The sequence below is a fragment of the Halomicrococcus pelagicus genome, assembly GCF_051917725.1.
Taxonomy (GTDB): Archaea; Halobacteriota; Halobacteria; order Halobacteriales; family Haladaptataceae; genus Halomicrococcus.
In genome coordinates this window covers 809,472-831,185 of the sequence record NZ_JBQBLX010000002.1, presented here as the reverse complement: position 1 = coordinate 831,185, position 21,714 = coordinate 809,472, and the positions used below count along the sequence as shown (strand labels likewise).

General features: G+C 68.0%; 18 protein-coding genes, 1 tRNA gene and 1 pseudogene. 9 read left to right on the top strand and 11 right to left on the bottom strand.

The features are described 5' to 3' along the window. The first annotated feature begins 82 nt into the window (after positions 1 to 82). A complete protein-coding gene (locus ACTF4R_RS09125; RefSeq protein ID WP_440007540.1) occupies positions 83 to 712 on the top strand; it encodes a LysE family translocator in 630 nt (209 codons plus the stop codon). Positions 713 to 883: 171 nt separating this feature from the next. On the opposite strand, the gene ACTF4R_RS09120 is transcribed toward ACTF4R_RS09125, so the two are convergent. The 3 genes from ACTF4R_RS09120 to trmY all read right to left on the bottom strand — a co-directional run bounded on the left by ACTF4R_RS09120 (position 884) and on the right by trmY (position 2,051). Next, positions 884 to 956, bottom strand: a tRNA-Pro gene (locus ACTF4R_RS09120). 43 nt (positions 957 to 999) lie between these two features. Continuing rightward, a complete protein-coding gene (locus ACTF4R_RS09115; RefSeq protein ID WP_113275199.1) occupies positions 1,000 to 1,452 on the bottom strand; it encodes a TIGR00725 family protein in 453 nt (150 codons plus the stop codon). A gap of 2 nt (positions 1,453 to 1,454) precedes the next feature. After that, on the bottom strand, positions 1,455 to 2,051 hold the full coding sequence (gene trmY, locus ACTF4R_RS09110; RefSeq protein ID WP_440007539.1) for a tRNA (pseudouridine(54)-N(1))-methyltransferase TrmY: 597 nt from the start codon (positions 2,049 to 2,051) through the stop codon (positions 1,455 to 1,457). Between the two features lie 118 nt (positions 2,052 to 2,169). Here trmY and ACTF4R_RS09105 point away from each other — a divergent pair, with 118 nt between their 5' ends. The 5 genes and pseudogenes from ACTF4R_RS09105 to ACTF4R_RS09085 form a co-directional block, all read left to right on the top strand. Further along, positions 2,170 to 2,475, top strand: coding sequence for a DUF7518 family protein (locus ACTF4R_RS09105; RefSeq protein ID WP_440007538.1), 306 nt, complete (start codon positions 2,170 to 2,172; stop codon positions 2,473 to 2,475). A 27-nt stretch (positions 2,476 to 2,502) separates the two neighbouring features. Continuing rightward, positions 2,503 to 6,081 carry a chromosome segregation protein SMC gene (gene smc / locus ACTF4R_RS09100; RefSeq protein WP_440007537.1) on the top strand — a complete coding sequence of 1,193 codons (3,579 nt, stop codon included), beginning with the start codon at positions 2,503 to 2,505 and terminating at the stop codon, positions 6,079 to 6,081. Next, entirely contained in the window at positions 6,074 to 7,159 is a 1,086-nt protein-coding gene (locus ACTF4R_RS09095) for a segregation/condensation protein A (RefSeq protein ID WP_440007536.1), read from the top strand. Before smc ends, ACTF4R_RS09095 begins: the two co-directional genes overlap by 8 nt. 106 nt (positions 7,160 to 7,265) lie before the next feature. Next, on the top strand, positions 7,266 to 8,009 hold the full coding sequence (locus tag ACTF4R_RS09090; protein WP_440007535.1) for an SIMPL domain-containing protein: 744 nt from the start codon (positions 7,266 to 7,268) through the stop codon (positions 8,007 to 8,009). A gap of 32 nt (positions 8,010 to 8,041) precedes the next feature. Next, positions 8,042 to 8,929, top strand: a pseudogene (locus ACTF4R_RS09085) (TIGR00341 family protein); the annotation flags it as partial. A 380-nt stretch (positions 8,930 to 9,309) separates the two neighbouring features. On the opposite strand, the gene ACTF4R_RS09080 reads toward ACTF4R_RS09085, so the two are convergent. Further along, positions 9,310 to 10,269 (bottom strand): NOG1 family protein, encoded by a 960-nt coding sequence (locus ACTF4R_RS09080; protein ID WP_440007534.1) that lies wholly within the window; start codon positions 10,267 to 10,269, stop codon positions 9,310 to 9,312. 163 nt (positions 10,270 to 10,432) lie between these two features. Between ACTF4R_RS09080 and ACTF4R_RS09075 the strand changes: the two genes are divergently transcribed. After that, complete coding sequence (locus ACTF4R_RS09075) at positions 10,433 to 11,125, top strand: helix-turn-helix domain-containing protein (RefSeq protein WP_440007533.1); 693 nt, start codon at positions 10,433 to 10,435, stop codon at positions 11,123 to 11,125. A 4-nt stretch (positions 11,126 to 11,129) separates the two neighbouring features. On the opposite strand, the gene ACTF4R_RS09070 is transcribed toward ACTF4R_RS09075, so the two are convergent. From ACTF4R_RS09070 to ACTF4R_RS09045, 6 genes are all read right to left on the bottom strand, one after another. Next, on the bottom strand, positions 11,130 to 12,188 hold the full coding sequence (locus ACTF4R_RS09070; protein WP_440007532.1) for a deoxyhypusine synthase: 1,059 nt from the start codon (positions 12,186 to 12,188) through the stop codon (positions 11,130 to 11,132). 431 nt (positions 12,189 to 12,619) lie between these two features. Next, positions 12,620 to 13,381, bottom strand: a complete 762-nt coding sequence (locus ACTF4R_RS09065; protein ID WP_440007531.1) for a Nif3-like dinuclear metal center hexameric protein — start codon at positions 13,379 to 13,381, stop codon at positions 12,620 to 12,622. Between the two features lie 80 nt (positions 13,382 to 13,461). Then, positions 13,462 to 15,663, bottom strand: a complete 2,202-nt coding sequence (locus ACTF4R_RS09060; protein ID WP_440007530.1) for an outer membrane protein assembly factor BamB family protein — start codon at positions 15,661 to 15,663, stop codon at positions 13,462 to 13,464. A 57-nt stretch (positions 15,664 to 15,720) separates the two neighbouring features. After that, positions 15,721 to 16,734, bottom strand: coding sequence for a phosphonate ABC transporter, permease protein PhnE (phnE, locus tag ACTF4R_RS09055; protein ID WP_440007529.1), 1,014 nt, complete (start codon positions 16,732 to 16,734; stop codon positions 15,721 to 15,723). Further along, the gene (gene phnC / locus ACTF4R_RS09050) at positions 16,731 to 17,483 is read right to left on the bottom strand and encodes a phosphonate ABC transporter ATP-binding protein (protein ID WP_440007528.1); all 753 of its coding nucleotides are present in this window, start codon (positions 17,481 to 17,483) and stop codon (positions 16,731 to 16,733) included. The genes phnE and phnC overlap by 4 nt, the downstream gene beginning before the upstream one ends. Before the next feature lie 92 nt (positions 17,484 to 17,575). Further along, a complete protein-coding gene (locus tag ACTF4R_RS09045; protein WP_440007527.1) occupies positions 17,576 to 18,595 on the bottom strand; it encodes a PhnD/SsuA/transferrin family substrate-binding protein in 1,020 nt (339 codons plus the stop codon). Between the two features lie 368 nt (positions 18,596 to 18,963). Here ACTF4R_RS09045 and hisH point away from each other — a divergent pair, with 368 nt between their 5' ends. Next, complete coding sequence (hisH, locus tag ACTF4R_RS09040) at positions 18,964 to 19,626, top strand: imidazole glycerol phosphate synthase subunit HisH (protein WP_440007526.1); 663 nt, start codon at positions 18,964 to 18,966, stop codon at positions 19,624 to 19,626. Between the two features lie 18 nt (positions 19,627 to 19,644). Here the strand turns inward: hisH and ACTF4R_RS09035 are convergent, their stop codons facing one another. After that, the gene (locus tag ACTF4R_RS09035) at positions 19,645 to 19,989 is read right to left on the bottom strand and encodes a hypothetical protein (RefSeq protein WP_440007525.1); all 345 of its coding nucleotides are present in this window, start codon (positions 19,987 to 19,989) and stop codon (positions 19,645 to 19,647) included. A gap of 224 nt (positions 19,990 to 20,213) precedes the next feature. Here ACTF4R_RS09035 and ACTF4R_RS09030 point away from each other — a divergent pair, with 224 nt between their 5' ends. Further along, positions 20,214 to 21,323: a tRNA (guanine(26)-N(2))-dimethyltransferase gene (locus tag ACTF4R_RS09030; RefSeq protein ID WP_440007524.1), complete on the top strand. Its 1,110-nt coding sequence runs from the start codon at positions 20,214 to 20,216 to the stop codon at positions 21,321 to 21,323. Positions 21,324 to 21,714: the final 391 nt, after the last annotated feature.

Genomic DNA, 21,714 nt, shown 5'->3' with positions numbered 1-21,714 from the left:
GTCGGACGGCGGGCGGCGGCCGCGAAGCGCCGACGCGAGGCCGAAGCCCTGAAATGGACGTCGTCCGACGGTGGAGGTAGCGATGCTCGGCGTCGAAACGCTCGCGGTGTTCGTGCCGGCGGCGCTGGCCCTGGTGCTCGCGCCGGGACCCGACACCGTCTACGTCCTGACCCGGTCGATAGGCGACGGACGACGCGTCGGCGTCGCGTCCGCCGCCGGCATCGGCGTCGGCGTGCTCGTCCACACGAGCGCGGCGATTCTCGGCCTGTCGGTCGTCGTGCGACGGTCCGCCCTCGCGTTCCGGGTGGTGAAGTACGTCGGCGCGGCGTACCTCCTCTACCTCGGCGTCGAGACCCTCCGGTCGTCGCAGCAGTTCGAACTCGACGGTGCCTCGACGACGTCGACCGACCGGCGGACCAGTTTCGCCCGCGGCGTGCTCGTGAACGTCCTCAACCCGAAGGTGGCGATATTCTTCCTCGCTTTCCTCCCGCAGTTCGTCACTCGAACCGGCCCCGTCACGCCCCAGTTGGCCGCCCTGGGACTGACGTACGCGGTACTGACGCTGTCGTACCTCGTGGCCGTCGCGCTGCTCTCCGGGACGATTCGACGCGTGCTGGCGGCCCGGTCGTGGGTCGAGGACGGCCTGCGCGCGGTGACCGGCAGCGTCCTCGTGGGACTCGGCGTCCGCCTCGCGGTCGAGGAGTCGGCGTGAGTCGCGCTCGGGCCGGAACCGCCGTCGACACGCCTCGCCGTCGCTCGTCGTCGTTGCGTGGGGAAAATGGGCCGGCGCGAATTCGAATCACGCGAGACGTTCGCTTCGCTCACGAGAACGCGGTTACGGCCACCCGAAGGCCGCCGCTAGAGGAACGAAAGTGGGGAGAAGTGGGCCGGCGCGAATTCGAATCGCGGTTACGGCCACCCGAAGGCCGAAGGATACCAAGCTACCCCACCGGCCCGCACCTTCAACAAGGCAATCCCCGCCTTTAACGCTTCCGAAATTCACCCCCTCTCGTCGAGGGCAGTTTCGACGTACGAAAGCGCCTCCTCCGGCGTCTCGACCGCCTCGACGCCGGGCGCGTTATGGGTGCCGAGGCCGGCGACGGGGCGGTCGAACACGCCAGCGAAGCCGAGTTCCGACAGCGTCCCGGGGCCGCCGTCGATGGCGACGACGGCGTCGCCGTTCAACACGACCAGTCCGTTCCGGGCGTGACCCAGGCCCGTGGCGATGGCCACGTCGACGTGGGGGTTCGCGGCGTCGCGGTCCTCGCCGGGGAGGATGCCGACGGTCCGGCCGCCGGCCTCGCTCGCGCCGCGACAGGCGGCTTCCATGACCCCGCCCAGGCCGCCACAGACCAGGTCGTGGCCGCGCTCGGCGACCAGTCGACCGACCGCCTCGGCGCGCGCTGCCTCCTCGTCCGTGACGGTTCCCCCGCCGACGACGCTCACACGCATGGTCAGTAGTCGGCGTACCCCGCGGTGTCGAGGTAGTTGTGTGCGACGGTGATGGCGTGGTCGCCGTGGAGCAGTTCCGGGCCGAGCCGCACGCGCTCGTCCCCGGCGTCGGCCAGCAGGTCGGCCTCACGGTCGGTGAAGTCGCCGTGGTCCGAGAGCACGAAGACGGGATTATCGGGCGGTTCGACCTCGACGACGGGGCGGCCGTCCTCGTGGAGTTCGACGACGGTGCCGTCGCGGGCGGCCGCCTCCAGCACCGGCTCGAACCCGCGCTTGGAGACGTAGACGCCGGGCGTGCTCTCCTCCTCGATGTGGCCGACCGCCTCCCCTCTCGCTTCGAGGGCCTGCCGGACGAGTGCGGCCGTGCTGCGCTCGTCGGGGTTGAGCCGCCGGAGCTCCGGCCCCTCGAAGCGTATCGTCACCTCGTCCTGGTGGACGAGAAAGCAGCGCACGTCCTCGCGGATGGCGTGCGAGAGGAAGAAGGCGCTGTTGACGCAGCGGCAGAGGGCGTCGAGTCGGCCCGCACCGCCGGCGAGGTCGTCGAGCGAGAACTCGGGAGTCGTCGGCGCGTCGTGCCCGAGGACGATGAACTGTCGCATGCCCGGAGGCTGGCGGCGGGTACGTAAGTCGTTTGCTCACCTCGTCGCGGCCGTTTCTGAAAGCTGACAGACGTGCGTCTGACGCAGCTTTATGGTGACACCGTTACGCATAGATGATATGACTAGCCAGCGCGACCGCATCGAGTCGCTCGAATCGCGGGTCGAAGAACTCGAGGCGACCATCAGGGGGCTCACGGAGGAACTCGTCGAGGCGAACCAGCGCATCAAGGACCTGGAGACGGCCGAGGAGGAGCGCGACGTGGCCGCCGAGTCGACCGGAGCCGTGAGTGCGCCTGCCGACGGGCCGGCCGCGGCGGAGGAAGCGCCCGCGGACGAAGAGGCTAAAAACGACGAGTCCCAGGGAGAAAACGAACCAGAAGACGAGGGTGGTTCCGAACTCGGCGACGACATCATCGTTGCGTAGGGCCGTTCTCGTCCTCACGAGCAACCTATGCACATAAAAAAGCTCGTCCTCGACAGCTTCAAGAGCTTCGGCCGCAAGACCGAAATTCCGTTCTACGAGGATTTCACGGTGGTCACCGGTCCGAACGGCTCCGGGAAGAGCAACATCATCGACAGCGTCCTGTTCGCCCTCGGCCTCGCTCGAACGCGCGGCATCCGGGCCGAGAAACTCACCGACCTCATCTATAATCCCGGGTACGAGGAGGGCAGCGAGTCGACGAGCGGGCCCCGCGAGGCCAGCGTCGAGGTCGTCCTCGCGAACGAGGACGGCACGCTCGACCGCTCGCAGGTCGTCAACGCCGCCGGGTCGGACGACGTCGGCGACGTCGAGGAGATTCGCATCAAGCGCCGCGTCAAGGAGACAGAGGACAACTACTACTCCTACTACTACCTGAACGGGCGCTCGGTCAACCTCTCGGACATCCAGGACCTGCTCGCGCAGGCCGGCGTCACCCCTGAGGGGTACAACGTCGTCATGCAGGGCGACGTGACGGGCATCATCAACATGACTCCCCACGAGCGCCGGGAGATAATCGACGAAATCGCGGGCGTCGCGGAGTTCGACGCGAAGAAGGAAGACGCCCTCGGAGAGCTAGAGACCGTCGAGGAGCGCATCGAGGAGGCGGAACTCCGCATCGAGGAGAAGCGGGACCGCCTCGACCAGTTGCGCGACGAGCGCGAGACCGCCCTCGAGTACCAGGGCCTCCGCGAGGAGAAAGAGGAGTACGAGAGCTACCGGAAGGCCTCGGAACTCGAGGAGAAGCGGTCGGACCTCGAAGCCACCCGGCGGGACATCGACGAGCGCGAGGACGAACTCGCGGACCTCCAGGCCGAACTCGACGAGAAGCAGGGGCGGGTAATCCGCCTCGAGGACGAACTCGAAGAGCTCAACGCCGAGATAGAGCGCAAGGGCGAGGACGAACAGCTCGCCATCAAAAGCGAGATAGAGGAGGTCAAAGGCGACATCTCGCGGCTGGAGGACAAGATAGCGTCCGCCGAGGAGCGCATCGAAGAGGCGGAGAACGAGCGTCGACAGGCGTTCGTCGAGATAGACCGCAAACAGGAGACGGTCGACGACCTCGAGGACGACATCCGCGAGGTGAAAATAGAGAAGGCCTCGGTCAAGAGCGACATCCAGGGGAAGGAGACGGAACTCGCCGAGGTCGAGGCCGAGATAGAGAGCGTCGACACCGAGTACGACGAGGTGAAGGCGGAACTCGCGGAGAAGAAGGAGGCCCTGGAGGAAGAGAAGAGCGCGAGGAACGAGCGCCAGCGCGAGAAAGACCGCCTGCTGGACGAGGCGCGCCGCAAGTCCAACGCCGTCGAGGAGAAACAGGCCGAGATAGACGCAGCACGGGAGAAGATTCCCGAACTGGAGACCGAGCTCGACGACCTCGCGGACGAACTGCTGAAGGCCGAGCGCAACGAGGAACAGATCCAGGGCGTCGTCGACGACCTCAAGCAGGAGAAACGCGAGCTACAGGACGACCTGGAGTCGGTCGAGAACGACCTGCAGGCGCGCCAGCAGGAGTACGCGGAACTCGAGGCGAAGGCCGACGAGAGCGGCGACTCCTCGTTCGGTCGGGCGGTCTCGACCATCCTGAACGCCGGCAAGGACGGCGTCCACGGCGCGGTGGCACAGCTCGGGAGCGTGGGCCAGCAGTACGCGACCGCCCTGGAGACGGCGGCGGGCGGCCGGATGGCCCACGTCGTCGTCGACGACGACAGCGTCGGCCAGAGCTGCATCGAGTATCTCAAGTCCCGTAACGCGGGTCGGGCGACCTTCCTGCCCATCACGAAGATGAGCAACCGGTCGCTGCCGAGCGCGCCGAACCTGCCGGGCGTCGTCGACTTCGCGTACAACCTGCTGGAGTTCGACTCGGAGTACGCGCCCATCTTCTCGTACGTCCTCGGGGACACGCTGGTCGTCGAGGACATGGAGACCGCCCGGGAGCTGATGGGCGACTACCGCATCGTCACCCTGTCGGGCGAACTCGTCGAGAAGAGCGGCGCGATGACCGGCGGGTCCAAGAGCGGGTCGCGGTACTCCTTCTCGGCGTCCGGCAAGGGCCAACTGGAGCGTGTCGCCCGGAAGATAAACGAACTCGAGGACGAGCGCCGGTCGGTTCGCGAGTCGATACGCGACGTCGAGGAGCGACTGGACGACGCCCGCGACCGGCAGGGCGACGCCAGCGACCAGGTCCGTATCATCGAGAACGACATCGAGCGCAAGGAGGAGGAACTGGCGTCGTTCGAGGAGAAGATAGACGACCTCGAGGCGGAGATCTCGGAGCTACAGGACGAACGGGAGTCGGTCGACGAGCAGATGCAGGAGATAGAGGCCGACATCGCCGACCACGACGACGCCATCGCCGCCATCGAGTCCGACGTCGCGGACCTCGAAGCGGAACTCGAGGACTCGAAGATTCCGGAGCTCACGGCGCAGGCCGAGGAGATAGAGGACGAGATAGACGACCTCGAAGACCGGATGGACGAACTCGACGGCGAACTGAACGAACTCCAGCTGGAGAAGCAGTACGCCGAGGACGCCATCGACGACCTCCACGACGACATCGAGCAGGCCCAGAACCGCAAGGCCGACCAGGAGGAGGTCATCGAGGAACTGGAGGCGAGCATCGCGGAGAAAGAAGAACTCCTGGAGGAGAAACGCGAGGCCGTCGCGGAGCTGGAGGACGAACTCGCGGAACTCAAAGACGAACGGTCGGACCTCAAGGAGGACCTCCGGGACGCCAAGGAGGTCCGGGACGCGAAGCGCGACGAGGTCGAGAAGGTCGAGAACCGCCTCGAGAGCCTGCGTCGGAGCGCCGGGCGACTCGAAGACGAGGTCGCGGAGCTTCGCGAGGAGGTCGGCGACTACGACCCCGAGGAGGTGCCGGACCACGACGAGGTCGAGGAGAACATCGAGCGCCTCGAACGCCAGATGGCAGAGCTGGAGCCCGTCAACATGCTCGCCATCGACGAGTACGACGAGGTCGAGGCGGAACTCGACGAACTCGAGGAGCGGAAGGGGACGCTGGTCGAAGAGCGCGACGGCATCCGCGACCGCATCGACTCCTACGAGGCCCAGAAGAAGTCGACGTTCATGGACGCCTTCGAGGCCATCGACGACCACTTCAGGGACATCTTCTCGCGGCTCTCGAACGGGTCGGGCGAACTCCACCTCGAAGACGAAGAGGACCCCTTCGACGGCGGCCTGACGATGAAGGCCCAGCCGGCGGACAAGCCGGTCCAGCGCCTCGACGCGATGTCCGGCGGCGAGAAGAGCCTGACCGCGCTCGCGTTCATCTTCGCCATCCAGCGCCACAACCCCGCGCCGTTCTACGCGCTGGACGAGGTGGACGCGTTCCTCGACGCCGCCAACGCCGAGCGCGTCGGCGAGATGGTGGACGAACTCGCGGGCGACGCGCAGTTCGTCGTCGTCTCCCACCGCTCGGCGATGATGGAGCGGTCGGAGCGCGCCATCGGCGTGACGATGCAGGGAGACAACGTGAGCACCGTGACCGGTATCAAACTCGACGGGAGTCAGGAGGTGCCTGCCGATGACTAGCGATTTTCCGGAGGAAAATCAGGAACGCGAGCGGGGAGCGGAGCGACCCGTGAGCAGCGAGGAACCTCGTTCCTCGGAGAAAGCGAGCGGCGAGGAGCGTAGCTCTTCCGAGAAAGCGAGCGGGGAGGCTCCGGAGGAAAATCGGAACGACGGCATTCCGCTGGACATCTCCGGTCACGAGGAGCGCAAGCGGGAGCGCGAGGGCGACGCCGAGGCCGGCGAGAACGGCGAGGAGAACGGCGACGGCGTCCTCCCGGGCGAACTCGCGCCCGACGACGAGGACGACGAGGCGGTCGAGCCGGTCGAGTTGCTCGTCCAGATGGCCGAGGAGGGCGAGATAGAGCCGTGGGACATCGACATCGTCGAGGTGACCGACAAGTTCCTCGACCGCCTCGACGAGGCGGACCTGCGCACGTCCGGCCGCGCGCTGTTCTACGCCAGCGTCCTCCTGCGGATGAAGAGCGACGCGATGCTGGCGGACGACGACGAGGACGAGGAGCCCGAGCCGGAGCCGTGGGAAGCACCGATGGCGATGGACGACGGTGCTGACGCGCCGGCGTTCGACCCCGTGGACTCGCTGGAGCGCGAGATGGAGCGCCGACTCGACCGCAAGCACGCCCGCGGAACGCCCGAGACGCTGGAGGAACTCGTCCGCGACCTCCGCGAGCGCGAGCGGGGGTCGTGGTGGAAGGAGTCCCGGAGCTACGACACCAGCGACTCGCCGGAGGGGTACCAGCGGGGCACGCAGACGCTCGACTACCACGCCGGCGACGACATGCGGCTGGACGACGAACCGACGGAGAACGACGTGACTGGTACGACCCACGACGAGGACATCGAGTCCGTCATCGACGACGTGCGGTCCGAACTGGAGACCCAGTACGACCGCGGGCGCAACGAGGTGCTGTACGCCGAAATCGAGGACGTGGGTCCGACGCGCGTCGAGACGTTCCTCTCGCTCCTCTTTCTCGCCCACCGCAATTTCGTCCTGCTGGAGCAGGACGAACTGTTCGGCGACCTCTGGGTGCAGAACGCCGAGATGGCGGACGAGCGCGCCGAAGAAGTGCTCGCTGACTGACCGCGGCGACGCCGGTCGTGACGCTCTGATTTCGAGTCGACGCGGCGTCTGAGCCACCGGTCGGGAGGCCGAGATACTTGTCGACGGCCGTCGTAGCCCGGCAGGTATGCGACCGCGACGCGCACTGGTCGCGGCGCTGGGGGTCGCCGTCCTGCTGTCCGCGGTGGGGGGCGGTGCTACCGGCGGCGCGACGCGAGCCGAGAACGGTACCGACGAAACGACCATTCGAGTGTCCGGGGCCGGCGACGTCGAGGCGGACCCGAACCAGGCCGTGCTGGAAGTCGCCGTCGTCCAGACGGCCGACGACGCCGACGTGGTCAGGCGAGGACTGGCCGCGAACGTCTCCGAGATGCGCCGAGCGCTCCGCGAGGCGAACGTGAGCGACGACCAGGTCCGGACGACGAGGTTCGACATCGGCGAGGACCGGGACGAGAAGGGAGAGCCGGCCGGCTACCAGGGTCTTCACGCGTTCGAGATAACCCTGAACGACACGTCCCGCGTGGGAGCGATAATCGACGTGGCCGTGGAGAACGGCGCGAACCGGGTCGACGGCGTGGCGTTCACGCTCTCGGAGGAGCGCCGGAACGAACTCCGGACGGCGGCGCTCCGCGAGGCGATGACCAACGCTCGCGCCGACGCGGACGCCGTCGCGGCCAGCGCCGACCTCGCGGTCACGGGCGTCCGGACCGTCTCGACCGTGGAGTCGGGGGTCGACCCCGTCCGGGCGGACGTTGGCGGGGTCGCTGCGAACGCGGCGGAGACGGACGTGGAGTCCGGGCCGGTAACCGTGTCGGTGCAGGTGGTGGTGACCTACGAAGCCGGGCCAGAGGAGAAGTCCGCGGCGGCCTGAACGCTTTTTCCGGGCCGTATCCTTGCACGAACGTGCGTCTCGTACACGTTCTCACCCCTGACGACAAGCGCGACGAGATACTGGCGACGCTTGACGACGAGGACGTCGACTACGTCGCTACGGCTGCGCAATCCGGGGAGGGAGGTACGCTCGTCGAGTTCCCGGTCCCGACCGACGCGGTCGACGACGTGTTCGAACAGCTCCACGAGGCCGGCCTCGCAGAGGACGCGTACACCGTCGTCGGCAGCGCCGAAACCGCGACCACGCCGTCGATGGAGACGCTGGAAGATCGGTACTCCAGCACGTTCTCGCCGCTGGCGACGACGATGCTGCGGTCGAAGGCACGCGACATGGCGCGGGACTGGTACTCGTTCATATGGATGGTCTTCTTGTCGGCGATCATCGCCGCGGGCGGACTGCTCGGCGACTCCCCGGCCATCGTCGTCGGGTCGATGGTCATCGCGCCCATGGTCGGCCCCGTTCTCACCGCGGGCGTCGGCGCAATCACCGGTGACGGCAGGATGCTGATAGACAGCATCTACTACCAGGTCGCCGGACTGTTCGTGGCCATCGTCGGGGCGACCGCGTTCAGCTTCCTGCTCAAACTGGTCGGGTTCGCCCCGACGGGGCTCGGGGTGACGGCGCTGGAACTCGTGGGGATTCGCGTCGCGCCGACGGCGGTGTCGGTGGCCGTCGCGCTGGCGGCGGGCGGTGCAGCGGCGTTCTCGATCACGACGAAGGGGCCGACGGCGCTCGTCGGCGTGATGGTCGCGGCGGCACTCGTTCCGGCGGCGGCGACGACCGGCATCGCGCTCGTCTGGGGCTCGCTCCCGGTCGCGGCCGGGTCGTTCCTGTTGCTCGCCGTCACGCTCGTCGCGATCAACGTCGCGGTCTGGGCCACGCTCCGGTTTCTCGGCTACCGGTCCGAGAACGGCGTCGTCGGCCACGTGAGGAAACGCACTCCGATACTGGTCGCGACGGTCGTCCTCCTCGCGGCCGTCGGCGGCGTGCTCTTCGGCACGTACGAGCAACTGTCGTACGAGCAGGAGGCGACGGAGACGGCGTCCGACGTCGTCGCCGCCGAGCGGTACGCCGGTCTCGACGTGGTCGCAGTTCGTTCGGGGTACGCACTTCCGTTCCTCTCCTCGTCGCGGACGGTCACGGTGGTGTTGCAACGAACGTCGGGCCGGGCGTATCCCGACCTCCCGGAGCGGCTCAGGCGACGTATCGCGGCCGAAACCGGCGAACCGGTCACCGTCCGCGTCCAGTACAAAGACTACGCGGTCGCACGTCCGGAGCGTCAGCCGTCGAAGGGGAGTTCGGGTTCGTACCCGATCGCCTCGACGGCCGCGTCGAGCGTCTCGTCGACGTTCTCGCCGTTCTCGACGCTCATGAAGCGGTCGGCGTCGACGTCGGTCGAGAGGTCGGCCTTGTTGCAGACGGTGAGCACGGGAGTGTCGCCGAACTGCTCCGCGACGGAGTCCCGGAGCGCGAGCTGTGCGTCGACGTCGAACCCGCAGTAACCGCTGGCGTCGACGATGAACAGGACGCAGTCTGCGAGATGTTCGAGCGCGGAGACGGCCTGGGCCTCGATGTCGTTGCGCTCCGCCGGGGGGCGGTCGAGGAGGCCGGGCGTGTCGACTATCTGGTAGCGGACGTGGTCGCGCTCGAAGTGGCCGACGCGGACGCCCTTGGTCGTGAAGGGGTACTCCGCTATCTCGTTGCTGGCGCGCGTGACCGCGTTGACGAACGACGACTTGCCGACGTTCGGGTAGCCGGCGACGACGACGGTCGGGTCGTCCGGGTCGATGTCGGGCAGGTCACGGAGGTCGTTGCGCGCGTCGCCGACGCGCGCCAGGTCGTCGCCGACCTCCTCGACCACGTCGGCGAGGCGGGCGAACGCCTGCTTGCGGAACTTGCGCGAGGTGTCCGCGTCGCCGGAGAGTTTCGCCTGGTACTCCCGGCCGATTTCCTTCGTCTTCCGGGCGGCCCACTGTATCTCGGAGAGGCTCTGGCGCACTTCGTCCACGTCCACGATGGCGTCGGCGAGTTCGTAGTAGAAGGGGTCGACCTCGCCGAAGTCGGGCCACGCCGTGACGACGTTCTCCAGGTTGTCCGAGAGAACGTTCGAGGCGGTCTGGAGCATCGACTGCTGGGCTTCGACGCCGCTCTTGGCTCGGCCCGCGCGCGCCGCCCGCGAGAACGCCATGTCGAGTAGCTCCTCCGACGTGGGCGTCGTCGGCAGGTTCTCGAAAATCATGGGCGTGCGTACGTCCCCGTCGCTTAAAAGGCCGTCCATAGCCGGTTTCGCGGGGCGCTCCACCGGACGAGCGCTCGACCGAGAAGCCGTCGGCCGACCCGCCAGAGATGACAACTATCCGTCGAACATCCTTTTGTCGGCCTGTCACCTCTTGGCAGAGAAGATGACGCCGCCGGACGAAATCGGACTCAGGGTGACGCTGGACATCTGGCATCCGGACTGCTGGACGCTCCAGGTGACCGAGCGTGCGCCCGGCGGACTGCTCGGCCACGGCGTTCACACCATCGAGGGACTGGCGACGGGACGGTTCACCGCCTACGGCGACTCCGCGGAGACGGTGGACGCGCTCGTCGACGCCATCGGCGACTCGCCGCTCACGGACTCGGTCTGGGAGACGGAGCATCCCCACGCGAGCGACGCCGACGCGACGGCGTTCGGCAGCGCGACGCGCGGAATCGTCGTCCGGTACGACCTGAAGAACAGCATCAACGACGCGCTCGTCTCGCGGGGGTTCATCCCCGACGAACCGGTCAGGATGCACGGCGGCCGGGAGTACTGGACCGTCATCGTCGACGCGACACGCGAGGAGGTCGACGAGCGCGTCGCCGCCGTCGAGGAGGAGATGGACGCCGACGTGCGCGTGCGCCACGTCGCGACGGCCGAAACCGGGGCCGGCATCCTCCGCACGGACGACCTCTCGGAGCGCCAGCGCGAGGCGTTCGAACTCGCGCGCCGCCGGGGGTACTACGAGTGGCCCCGCGAGGTGACCGCCGCCGACCTCGCGGAGGAACTCGGCGTCTCGAAGGCCACCCTGCTGGAACATCTGCGCAAGGCCGAGGCGAAACTGCTGGGGTGACGCCTCACTCGACCCGTTCGCGCGCGGCGGCGACGACGAGCGGGAGCGTGATGGTCGCGTCGGCGTACACCGAGACGTTCCGGGCGGCCTTCTCCAGTTTCCCCCACGAGCGCGCCTCGTCCAGGGTCGCGCCGGAGAGTCCGCCGGTCTGGGGCGGGTCCATCGTCAACTGGACGGCGTAGTCGTAGGCGTCCGGGGAAACGAGCATCGTCTGGAGGACGTAGTTCTTGGGGACGCCGCCGCCGACGACCATCGCGCCCGCCTCGTCCGCGTCGAACGCCTGGTCGGTGATGGTCGTCATGTCCGCCAGCGCGTCGAGCGTGAACTCCGAGGTCTGGGAGTACATCCACGCCTGCAACCCGAGCACCGAATCCTGCACGGCGGGGCAGTAGATGGGTACGTCGTTCTCGTAGGCCGCGGCGGCGATGCCGGGACCCTCGTCGACGCCCTCGCGGTCGTTGACCGCGGCGTTCGCCCGGCCGAGTTCCTCGGTGAGCCGCCGGATGCTCACCGCTCCCTCAGCTTCGAGCGGGGGGAACACCTCCTCGCGGAGGTGGCCCTCGAACAGCGCAAAGTGCTCCTGGGGCAGGTAGACGTTGTAGATGCGGTCGACCTCCTCGTCGCGAAGCCGTTCGTCGTGTTCGCGCATCGACGTCCCGGACCGTTCGTCGTGGCCGCGTTCGTGGGAGTCGTCCGAGTGCGAGCAGGGCGGGTCCGCCCGTCCGTGGTGGTGTTTCCCGCCGATGGCCTCGATGGCGTCGTGGGTGAGGTTCGCGCCGGTCGTCACCAGCGCGTCGACGTGGCCGTCCCGGATGAGGTCGGCGACGATGCGTCGCATCCCGGTGGGGACCATCGCACCCGCCAGACCGAAGAAGTTCGTCACGTCCTCGTCCAGCATCTCGGCGTACACGTCGACCGCCTCGTGGACGGTGGCCGCGCCGACGCCCGCCGCGCCGTACTCCTCGGCGAGTTCGCCGACCGTCATCCCGGCGCGGGCCTCGGCGTGGGCGACCGGGTCGTGTTCGAACTCCTCGCGGTGAACGTGGTGGTCGTCGTCGCTCATGTACCCTCCTTGCGGACCCTACCCGCTTCAACGTCGCGATTACCGGACGACTCCTCCGTCGCGTTCGTCGACCGGGACGACGGTCGACGGCCCGCGTCGAACGCGGTCACGACGGCTCCGTACGTGTCGCTACGCGACGTAATCTCGTCGGAAGAACTGTGTTGCCGACTACCCAGCGGGCGCGCGTGGCGTCGGGTCAGTCGCCAGCGGCGCTTCGATTGGCCGCAACCTGACGGTTCGGCCATCGGGGCCGGTCGGCGACGGCCCGTGTCCGGCGAGAGCCGGGACGTGACCCGGTTGTCCCGGCGGCCCTCTCGAGCCGTGGAGACCCGCCGGACACACGATTCGATTCTCGACGGCCCGCGTTTTAATACCTCCCATTTCGAGCGAAATCGTCCGGCGATGGTGTCAGAACGAGGAAACGACGGCGGTCAGAGTCCGGTCGGCGCGTCGACGAACGTCGTCGTCAGCCCCCACTCGTCGGCGAGCGCGCGGAGCGACCGCACGCCGAACGTCTCCGTCGCGTAGTGACCCGCGAGGAAGACGTTCACGCCCGCTTCGCGGGCCTCGTGGTACGCCTTCTGCTTTCCCTCGCCGGTCACGAGCGCGTCCGCGCCCGCGGCGGCCGCCTCGTCCAGCCAGTCGACGCCGCTGCCGGTGACGATGGCGACGTCCTCGACGCGCTCGGGGCCGAAGTCGAGCACCCGTACGTCCCGGCCACCCGTGTCGAGTTCCGCGTCGAGCGTCGCCCGGAGGTCGTCGCGGTCCCACCCGCCGCGTCCGCGCTGGCCGACGTGCTCGGGACCCATGCGCCCGAACGCCTCGCGGTCGTCCAGGTCCAGCAGGTCGGCGATGCCGGCGGCGTTGCCCAGTTCCGGGTGGGCGTCGAGCGGCAGGTGGGAGACGTACAGCGCCACGTCGTTCTCGACGAGCGCGGCGATGCGGTCGTGGGTGCGACCCGTCACGCGCTCGAAGCCGCCCCACGAGAGACCGTGGTGGACGACCAGCGCGTCCGCGTCGCGGTCGGCCGCCTCCTCGATGGTCTGGGCGGCCGCGTCGACGGCGAACGCCACCGTCTCCACCTCCTTTTCGTCCGGCCCGACCTGGAGTCCGTTCGCGCTCGCGTCCACGTCGGCGAAGTCCTCTGTTCGCAGGCGCTCGTCGTAGCGTTCGGTGAGTTCGGCGAGGTCCATACAGTCCGTTGTTCGCGCGACCGGCTTGTATCTCCCGAACGACGGGACCGGCGGGACCCCTCGGGACCGAGCGGTCGCGCCTACGCACGGAACGCGGCCCACCGCAGCGCGTCGTCGAACTTCACGACCGACTCGTACCGGTCGCCGGAGTCGTCGGCCATCGCGGTGGCGAGCACGTCGTCCAGTTCCGGCGGAAGCGAGGGGTCGCGGTCGCTCGGCGGCGTCCACTCGCCGTCGGTGCCGGCGGATGGCGCTTCCCCCGTGAGGGCGTAGTAGGCGGTCGCCGCGAGGCGGTACTGGTCGGTCTTCGCGTCGGCGTCGTCGCCCGCGACCTGCTCCGGCGCGGCGTACGCCGACGCGTCAGGGCGCTCCAGCGCGGCCGCGAGTTCCCAGTCCCCCACCACCGCGTCGGTCGGGTCGTCGAACAGGACCGTCGCAGGCGAGAGTCCGCCGTGGACGACGCCGTCGCCGTGCGCCCGGTGGACGGCCACGTTCGCGGCCGAGACGGCGTCGACGCGCTCGGCGACCCGGACGTCGCCGGCGTCCGCGAGCGAGCGTCGGAAACAGGGCGTCCGGACCCACGGCTCCGGGTCGTCGCCCCGGTCGAGAACGGTGAGGACGCCGGGGCGGTCGTCCATCGCCGCCCAGCGCTCGACCGCCGCGCGGAAAGCGTCCGCCCGGTCGGGGTCGGTCAGGCGCGTCTCGGCGACGACGCGAGGGCCGTCCCCGGTCCGCTCGCGCACCCGATACGTCTCGGTCGCCGGCCCCGTGTGGAGCCGTTCGAGCGTGCCGTACTCCGGTTCGGGGTCCTCCGGGTCGGCGGCTCCTCCGGTCGTTCGGTCGGCGGCGTCGAGTCGGCGGTACGCGGCGAGCACGCCGGCACCGCCGAGGACGCCCGCGAGCGCCATGCCGGGACCCGAACCGAGGAACTCGCTCGCGTCGTCCATCGCGGCGGCGAGCAGCGAGCGCTGGCGCTCGATGGCGTACAGGCTGCCGTCGTTGGCCCCCGCGAAGACGAGTTCGTCGGTCGCCTCCGACCACACCATCTTTCGGGACTCGCGCCTCCGTTCGTCCGTGGGCCGGTCCGTCGTCGTCTCCGCCGCGGACGGCACGAACCGCCACTGCCGGTCGCCGCTCCGAGCGTCGAGGGCGTACGCCCCGCTGCCAACGGCGACGTAGACGCTGCCGCCCATCGCCTCGCCCCAGAGCGGGTTCATCGTCCCGTCCTTCTCGAACGACCACTGCTCGTCGCCGTTCGACGCGTCGACCGCGTAGAGCGACCCCTCGCGAGTCGGCGCGTACACCGTCCCGTCGGCGACGTGCGGCGAGAGACCTCCCCCCCGCCTCCCGGTCGGCGTCTCGAACCGCCACTTCTCGTCGCCACTCGCGACGTCGACGGCGTACAACCCTGCTCCCCAGACGTACATCGTCCCGTCGTGAATCGTGCCGGGGAACCAGTGCCCGTCGGACTGCAAGACGAGTTCCCATCGCCGAGTACCGTTCGCGACGCCGAGCGCGACCACGCCGTGCTCCCCCCAGACGAGGACGCGCTCGCCGTCGGTCGCGACCGGTCGCCGGGTGGTTCCCGACAGGATTTCGCGCCACTGCTCGGTCCCGTCACCGCGGTCGACGGCGACGATAGACCCACGGTCGGACAGGAACAGCGTCTCGTCAGTGTGAATCGGGAACGGGGAGAGCGCCGAGGTGATCAGGTTCTCGACGCCGTCGAACGACCATCGCCGCTCGCCGGACGTCGGGTCGTACGCGACGAGCGACCGGTCCCAGGAGACGTACAGTTCGTCGTCGACGAGTCGCGGGGCGCTTTCGGCCGTCCTGTCCCGACTCTTCTTCCACTCCACCTGACCGCTCTCGCCGTCGAACGCGTACAGCGTCGAGACCGTCTGGTCGTCGTTGCGTTCGGTGCCGACGGCGTACACGAGGCCGTCGCCCATCTCGTGGAACGACGCGTGGTCGCCGAACGTCCGGTTCCACTCCTCCTCGCCGCTCTCGACGTCGAAGGCGTGCAGCGACGCGCGCCAGTTCGAATCACCCGACGGGTTCGACGGGTCCGACCGGGTGACGGCGTAGGCGGTGTCGCCGTCGACGGTCACCGGATAGACGAAGTCGACGTCCGACGGGTCGAACGTCCACCGCACGGAGGGCGCGTCCTGCGATACCGTGGTCGGCGAACTCGTGGTCGCAGCGCCGCGACCGGTCGCACCGAGCGCAGCGGCGGTGAGGAGGCCGCGTCGGGAGAGCGAACTGCCAGTCGGGGAACCCATATCAGTACGATTTCAGAGTAATTATTTATATTTACTCACGCGAGAACGTCGGGCCGGTTACCGGCCCAGCGACTCGGACATCCGCTCGGGGAAGCCGCGAACGAGGTCCATCAGGTGTCGGACGATTCCGCGGTCCTCGGTGTCGCCCCGGAGGTACGACCGCGTGCGCTGGCTGACCATCTCCACGCTCACGACGAGCAGGAAGATGACGATGATGGTCGCCATCATGTTCGTGTACGCGAACAGCCCCTGCTGGGTCTGGAGGATGCTCCCGAGACCGCCGGCGCCGATGAGACCCATCGTCACCGCGATGCGGACGTTGATCTCCAGGATGTACATCGTCCACGCGATGAACGGCGTGAACACCTGGCTGAGCATCCCGAACACGATGGTCTGGACCCGGTTGGCACCGGTGCTCTCGATGGCCTCGATGGGGCCGTCCTCGACCTCTTCGAGCGCGTCGGTGAACAGCCGACCGAGATTGCCGACGGTGTCGGTCCCGATGGCCAGCGTCGCCGTGAACGGTGAGAGACCGCCGAGCGGGATGTAGATGAGCGCCCAGACGAGCGCGGGGATGGACCGGATGGTGCTCATCGTCCCCCGGAAGATGAAGTTGAACGGGAACGGCGTCACGCGTTCGCTGCCGAGCACGCCGAACAGCAGCGCCCCGGGGATGCCGAGCACCGTGCCGGCGAACCCGATGGAGAACGTGGTGATGGCGGCGTCGACGAACGTCGACCCGTTCTTCGGTTGCTCGACGGTGATGAACTGCCAGTACGCCCCGAAGTCGACGAACGGGACGCCGTTGTACGTCGTCGTCGGGACGAACTCGCCGAGCGCCTCCCTGAACGCGGGCCAGTACTTCACCAGTTCGCCGACGGAGAAGCCAACCTGGCCGAGCGTGAACGAGAACAGGTAGCCGAACAGCGCGACCCCGACGAGCCAGAACAGGCGACTCACGGTCTTCGACCGTTTGAGCTCCGTGAGTCGGTGTTCGACCTCGTCCGTGCCGGCGTAACCGATGCCGAAGTACGCCCGGAGTCGCTCGACGAGCCCTCGTTCGGCGCTCATGCGTTCGCCTCCTGGTTTCGGATGGCATCCGTCTGGATGTCGCCGTAGATGGTGTCGATGACGTCGATGGAGAGGTCGTCCTTGTACCCGTCGAACACGACTCGACCCTCCTTCATGCCGATGAACCGTTCGCCGAACTCGCGGGCGAGGTTGACCTGGTGGAGGCTTGCGAGCGTGGTGAGGTCGCGTTCGTCCGCCGCGTCGCGGATGTACCCCATCACGGACTCGGCGCTCGCCGGGTCGAGGCTGGCGACCGGTTCGTCGGCGAGCAGCAGCGTCGGCTTCTGGACGAGCGCTCGCGCGATGCCGACCCGTTGCTGCTGGCCGCCGCTCATGTTGCTCGTCTGCTGGTGGGCCTCCGCGAGGAGGCCGACCGTGTCGAGCGCGCGGAGCGCTTCGAGTTTGTCCTCGCGGTCGTTCCACTGGAAGACGCTGCGGAGAAACGACGTTCGATTCAGCGACCCCGTCAGCGCGTTGGCGTACGCGCTCAACTGGCCGATGATGTAGTGCTGCTGGAAGATCATCGCGACGTCGTCGCGCGGTCCCCGGATTTCCTCGCCGTCGATTTCGACAGTGCCGCTCGTCGGCTGTGTCAACCCGTTCAGACAGCGGAGAAGGGTGGACTTCCCGGCCCCTGACTCGCCGAGGATGACGACGAACTCCCCGTCCGGTATCTCGAACGAGACGTCTTTCAGCGCCTGTACGTCTCCGTACGATTTGCTCAGATTCTCTACTGTGATAGTGCTCATTGTTCGTATCGGTCGTCGCCGAGCCGCCTCGCCGCGATCCGTACTCCCCTACAGAATTACACTATTAAAACGACACGAAAGATTTCGGACGGTTAGTTGCCGAACTCCAGACCGAGATTCTCCTTGACCTTCCGAACCGGCTCGTAGTCGCTGGCGTCGCCCTTCTCGAGGCCGGTGAACCAGAGTTCTTCCTCGGCCTCGCTGCGCTTGAAGTCTTCCTTCTTGGCGTCGAGCAACGCCTGCTCGACGTCGCTGCGCTTGGACGAACTCCAGTTCGAGCGCGCGAGGATGGGAGCGCGCGGAATCGGCTGGGACGCCTTCAGCAGGTCGAGTTTCGGGTCCTCGGTGCCCGCGTCGTCGAAGCCGGCCGCGATGTCTTTCACGCGCTGCGGGAACTGGTCTTTCGGCACGTTGCCCATCGTCGCGAACGCGCCGGTGCCGGCGGCGGCGACGTCCGGGCGGTTTATCATGGCCTTCTTCGCGTTGTCGTGGTTGCTCCAGATACCCTCGAAGTCCTTCGGATCGCCTTCGGGGGCCTGGCCGATGTCGAGACCGGCCTGCTTGAGCATGTACAGCGGGAACAGCGAACCGCTGGTCGACACCCTGTCCGCGAACGCGACCGTCTCGCCGTTCAGGTCCGAGAGGTCGCTGATTGAACTGTCCGCCGGGGTCGTGAGCAGCGAGAAGTACTTCGCCGCACCGAAGGCGACGCGGATGCCGATGACGTCCGTGACGCCCTTGTCGGCACCGACGACGGCGAGCGTGGGCGAGGCGTCGGCGATGTCCGCCCGGCCCGATTTCAGCGCCTGGAAGACGGCCGGGTAGTTCGCCGCCTTCCTCGCGTCGACCGTGACGCCCGCCGCCTCCTCGATGTGCTTGATCACGCCGGCGTACTGCTTCTTGACGTTCACGCTGGACTCGGCGGGCGTGAGGATGAAGTTGACCGTGTCGTCGGAGCCGCTCTTCGTCGTCGTCCCGGTGCCCGTTCCCGGACTGCCGTTCGTCGTGTCGGTGGTCGTTCCATCCGAACTACCGTCGTTCGAAGTACAGCCTGCCAGTCCCAGTGCACCCGCTGCGCCCGCGGACTTCAGGAAGGTACGTCGGTTGACCATTCTGAATCATGTTGTCCGTTCGCCACTTACCCGATAAATCTTCCTATTCTTATTATATAGACATTTTTAGATTTTCTTGAATTGCTGTCCCTAGAGCCGATTATATGGCCCATAGAGAGCCTCTAGAGTCATATCTAACTGAGTAAAGTGGTTTCATTTACCTTTTATTTGTGCTCAAACATCAGTAGAGGGTCGGATCCGATAGACGCGACGAATGCGATAAACGAGGGCAGGGAGCGGACGGTCGAACGACGAAGCGATGGACGACCGTTCGAAGCGTCCTTCGAACGCCTGCGCTGGTCGAGGACCGCCGCGGGACTGCTGCCGGAACGGAAAGGGACTTGCCTGCAGGGACACTCCGTTCACACATGAGCGTCAGTTCTCAGCGACGGGCGGCCGAGAGCGCGTCGGTCGTCGTCGTCGACTACGGGCTCGGGAACCTCCGGAGCGTCTCGCGCGGCCTCGAACGCGCGGGAGCGGACGTCGAGGTATCGGACGACCCGGACGCGTTCGACGCCGCGGACGGCGTCGTCCTGCCGGGCGTCGGCGCGTTCCGCGAGGGCGTCGAGAACGCAGGGCCGTACCGCGACGCTCTCGTCGACGCCGCCGAGCGCGGGACGCCGGTGTTCGGCATCTGCCTCGGGATGCAGATGCTGTTGACGTCGAGCGAGGAGTCCGAACGAACCGGGGAGGGCGACGTCCGCGGACTCGACCTGATTCCGGGGACGAACCGCCGATTCTCCGGTGGAAAGAAGGTGCCGCACATGGGCTGGAACCGGCTCTCGGTGGAACGCGACCACCCCATCGTCGACGGCGTGGACGACGGGTACGCCTACTTCGTCCACTCCTACTACGCGGTCCCCGAGGACGACGACGCGGTCGTGGCGACGACCGACTACGAGGGGACCTTCCCCGCGGTCGTCGCGAACGAGACCGGCAACGTGTTCGGAACGCAGTTCCACCCCGAGAAGAGCGGCGAGACGGGCCTGCAGATACTCCGCAACTTCACCGACGTCTGCCGGGAGCGGTAGGGTCGTCCGGGGCGACGCCTACAGGAAATCGCGCACGTCGGAGTACCACATGTCGTGGTGGTCCATCTCGTCGACGCGCCGGGCGATCTCGTACGCGAGGACGTGCCAGCACAGCGACTCGGGGTCGTCCGGGTCGATGTTGTACTCGCTGTCCTTGCAGGTACAGCCGTCCTCGACGACGTACTCGTCCTCGTAGCCGACGACGACGACGAAGTCCCGGTACTCCTTGACCCGCCGTTCGGTGACCGCCTCGATGGCTCGTCGACCCCGGGTGCCGTGGACCGCGAGGAGGCGTTCCGTGACGTCGGGCGTCAGTTCTCCGTCGTCTTCGAGGGCCGCCTGCCACTCCTCGACGGCGTTCACGCTGGAACCTCCTCGTGGCGTTCGCGGGCGTGACGCTGGGCGAGCACCGGGAGCACGACCGGGCCGTTCGAACGGATGCGACATACGCGTTCCGGTCGCCGCATCGCGGTTCGGGTCGTCCGGGGGGCGGGCGACCGTCGAGGGACGCCTCGGCAGTCGCACGGCGACGCCCGCACGGAGACGGAATCCCATCCCTTTTCGCGCCGGACCGTCGAATCTCGACCATGAACGTCCGCGAGGGAGGAGTCGAAGTCGAGGTCCCCGAACAGGGGGGCGAGGGCATCGGCGACGAGGTGTTCTTCAATCCCGTCCAGGAACTGAACCGGGACGTGACCGTCGCGGTGCTCCGGGCCTACGAGGACCGCGAACAGCGCGCGGAGACGTATCTCGACGCGATGGCCGCCTCCGGCGTTCGCGGCGTGCGGGCCGCGGCCGAGGGCTGGGACGTCACCTGCGCCGACATCGACGACGACGCCGTCGAACTGTGTCGGGAGAACCTCGCCCGCAACGACCTCGACGGCGAGGTCGCCCACAGGAACGCCAACGCCCTCATGCACGAGTCCGTCTTCGACGTGGTCGATATCGACCCCTTCGGGACGCCGGTGCCGTTCGCCGACGCCGCGTTCGCCAACACCCGCGACCTGGTCTGCGTCACCGCGACCGACACCGCACCGCTCTGCGGCGCACACTTCCACAGCGGCGTCCGGAAGTACGGGGCCGTCCCGCGCAACACCGACTACCACGCCGAGATGGGCGTGCGAATCCTGCTGTCGGCGATGGCCAGGACCGCGGCGCGCTACGACGTCGGCGTCGCGCCCCTGCTCACCCACGCGACGAACCACTACGTCCGGACGTACCTCGAACTCGACCATAGCGCGACCGACGCGAACGCCGCCGTCGACGAACTCGGCCACCTCTACCACTGCGAGGACTGCCTCCACCGCGAGTACGACCGGGGCCTGATAGCGAACCCGCCAGCGTCGTGTCCGGCCTGCGAGAGCGACCGCCTGGTCACCGCCGGCCCCGTGTGGCTCGGCCCGGCCCACGACGCCGACTTCGTCGCGAGCGTCCGCGAGGCGGTCACCGACGACATGGGAACGGCGAAGCGCGCGCGGAAACTGCTGACGACGCTGGAGGCCGAACTCCACGAACCGACCCACTACGACCAGCACCGCCTCTGCAAGGAGTGGACCCGGGAGGCGTCCGGCATGGACGAGTTCCTGGAGCGTCTCCGGGACGCCGGCTTCGACGCGTCGCGGACCCACTACGGCGGGACGACGTTCAAGACGCCCGCCACCGTGGCGGAAATCCGGGAAGCGACCGGTCCGGAGTAGCGAGGGAGTCGGCCGCGCCGTCCGCGAACGGTCGTGCGCCGGGACTACTTGCGACCGCGGAGCGACGCGGACGCCCCTCCTCGCGACCTCCGTCACGGCGTCCCCCGCCGGACGGTCCGTTCCGTCTGGTGGTACGTTCCGCCGGAGCGAGAAGCGGAGAGTGTGACCGGTACCGTGTGCGGACGCGAGTCGGTTGTGAACTTCCCGCAAAAGGAGCGGAAACCGGAGCGGGCGTCTACCGGCGTCGGGTCGGTTCTCGCGTCGTCGTAGGGTACGACGGTTCGCTGCCTCTACCGGCGAGAGGTGACAATAGATGCGGAGAGGCGGGCTTCCAAAGGCGTGCTCGCCGTGCGAGTGGACGTGCACCATCACCGCCGAGACACCGACGCGC

Excerpts from the sequence above, each read along its gene's own strand:
- ACTF4R_RS09125 (WP_440007540.1), top strand. The coding sequence starts at position 83 with ATGCTCGGCGTCGAAACGCTCGCGGTGTTCGTGCCGGCGGCGCTGGCC.
- ACTF4R_RS09115 (WP_113275199.1), bottom strand. The coding sequence starts at position 1,452 with ATGCGTGTGAGCGTCGTCGGCGGGGGAACCGTCACGGACGAGGAGGCA.
- trmY (WP_440007539.1), bottom strand. The coding sequence starts at position 2,051 with ATGCGACAGTTCATCGTCCTCGGGCACGACGCGCCGACGACTCCCGAG.
- ACTF4R_RS09105 (WP_440007538.1), top strand. The coding sequence starts at position 2,170 with ATGACTAGCCAGCGCGACCGCATCGAGTCGCTCGAATCGCGGGTCGAA.
- smc (WP_440007537.1), top strand. The coding sequence starts at position 2,503 with ATGCACATAAAAAAGCTCGTCCTCGACAGCTTCAAGAGCTTCGGCCGC.
- ACTF4R_RS09095 (WP_440007536.1), top strand. The coding sequence starts at position 6,074 with ATGACTAGCGATTTTCCGGAGGAAAATCAGGAACGCGAGCGGGGAGCG.
- ACTF4R_RS09090 (WP_440007535.1), top strand. The coding sequence starts at position 7,266 with ATGCGACCGCGACGCGCACTGGTCGCGGCGCTGGGGGTCGCCGTCCTG.
- ACTF4R_RS09080 (WP_440007534.1), bottom strand. The coding sequence starts at position 10,269 with ATGATTTTCGAGAACCTGCCGACGACGCCCACGTCGGAGGAGCTACTC.
- ACTF4R_RS09075 (WP_440007533.1), top strand. The coding sequence starts at position 10,433 with ATGACGCCGCCGGACGAAATCGGACTCAGGGTGACGCTGGACATCTGG.
- ACTF4R_RS09070 (WP_440007532.1), bottom strand. The coding sequence starts at position 12,188 with ATGAGCGACGACGACCACCACGTTCACCGCGAGGAGTTCGAACACGAC.
- ACTF4R_RS09065 (WP_440007531.1), bottom strand. The coding sequence starts at position 13,381 with ATGGACCTCGCCGAACTCACCGAACGCTACGACGAGCGCCTGCGAACA.
- ACTF4R_RS09060 (WP_440007530.1), bottom strand. The coding sequence starts at position 15,663 with ATGGGTTCCCCGACTGGCAGTTCGCTCTCCCGACGCGGCCTCCTCACC.
- phnE (WP_440007529.1), bottom strand. The coding sequence starts at position 16,734 with ATGAGCGCCGAACGAGGGCTCGTCGAGCGACTCCGGGCGTACTTCGGC.
- phnC (WP_440007528.1), bottom strand. The coding sequence starts at position 17,483 with ATGAGCACTATCACAGTAGAGAATCTGAGCAAATCGTACGGAGACGTA.
- ACTF4R_RS09045 (WP_440007527.1), bottom strand. The coding sequence starts at position 18,595 with ATGGTCAACCGACGTACCTTCCTGAAGTCCGCGGGCGCAGCGGGTGCA.
- hisH (WP_440007526.1), top strand. The coding sequence starts at position 18,964 with ATGAGCGTCAGTTCTCAGCGACGGGCGGCCGAGAGCGCGTCGGTCGTC.
- ACTF4R_RS09030 (WP_440007524.1), top strand. The coding sequence starts at position 20,214 with ATGAACGTCCGCGAGGGAGGAGTCGAAGTCGAGGTCCCCGAACAGGGG.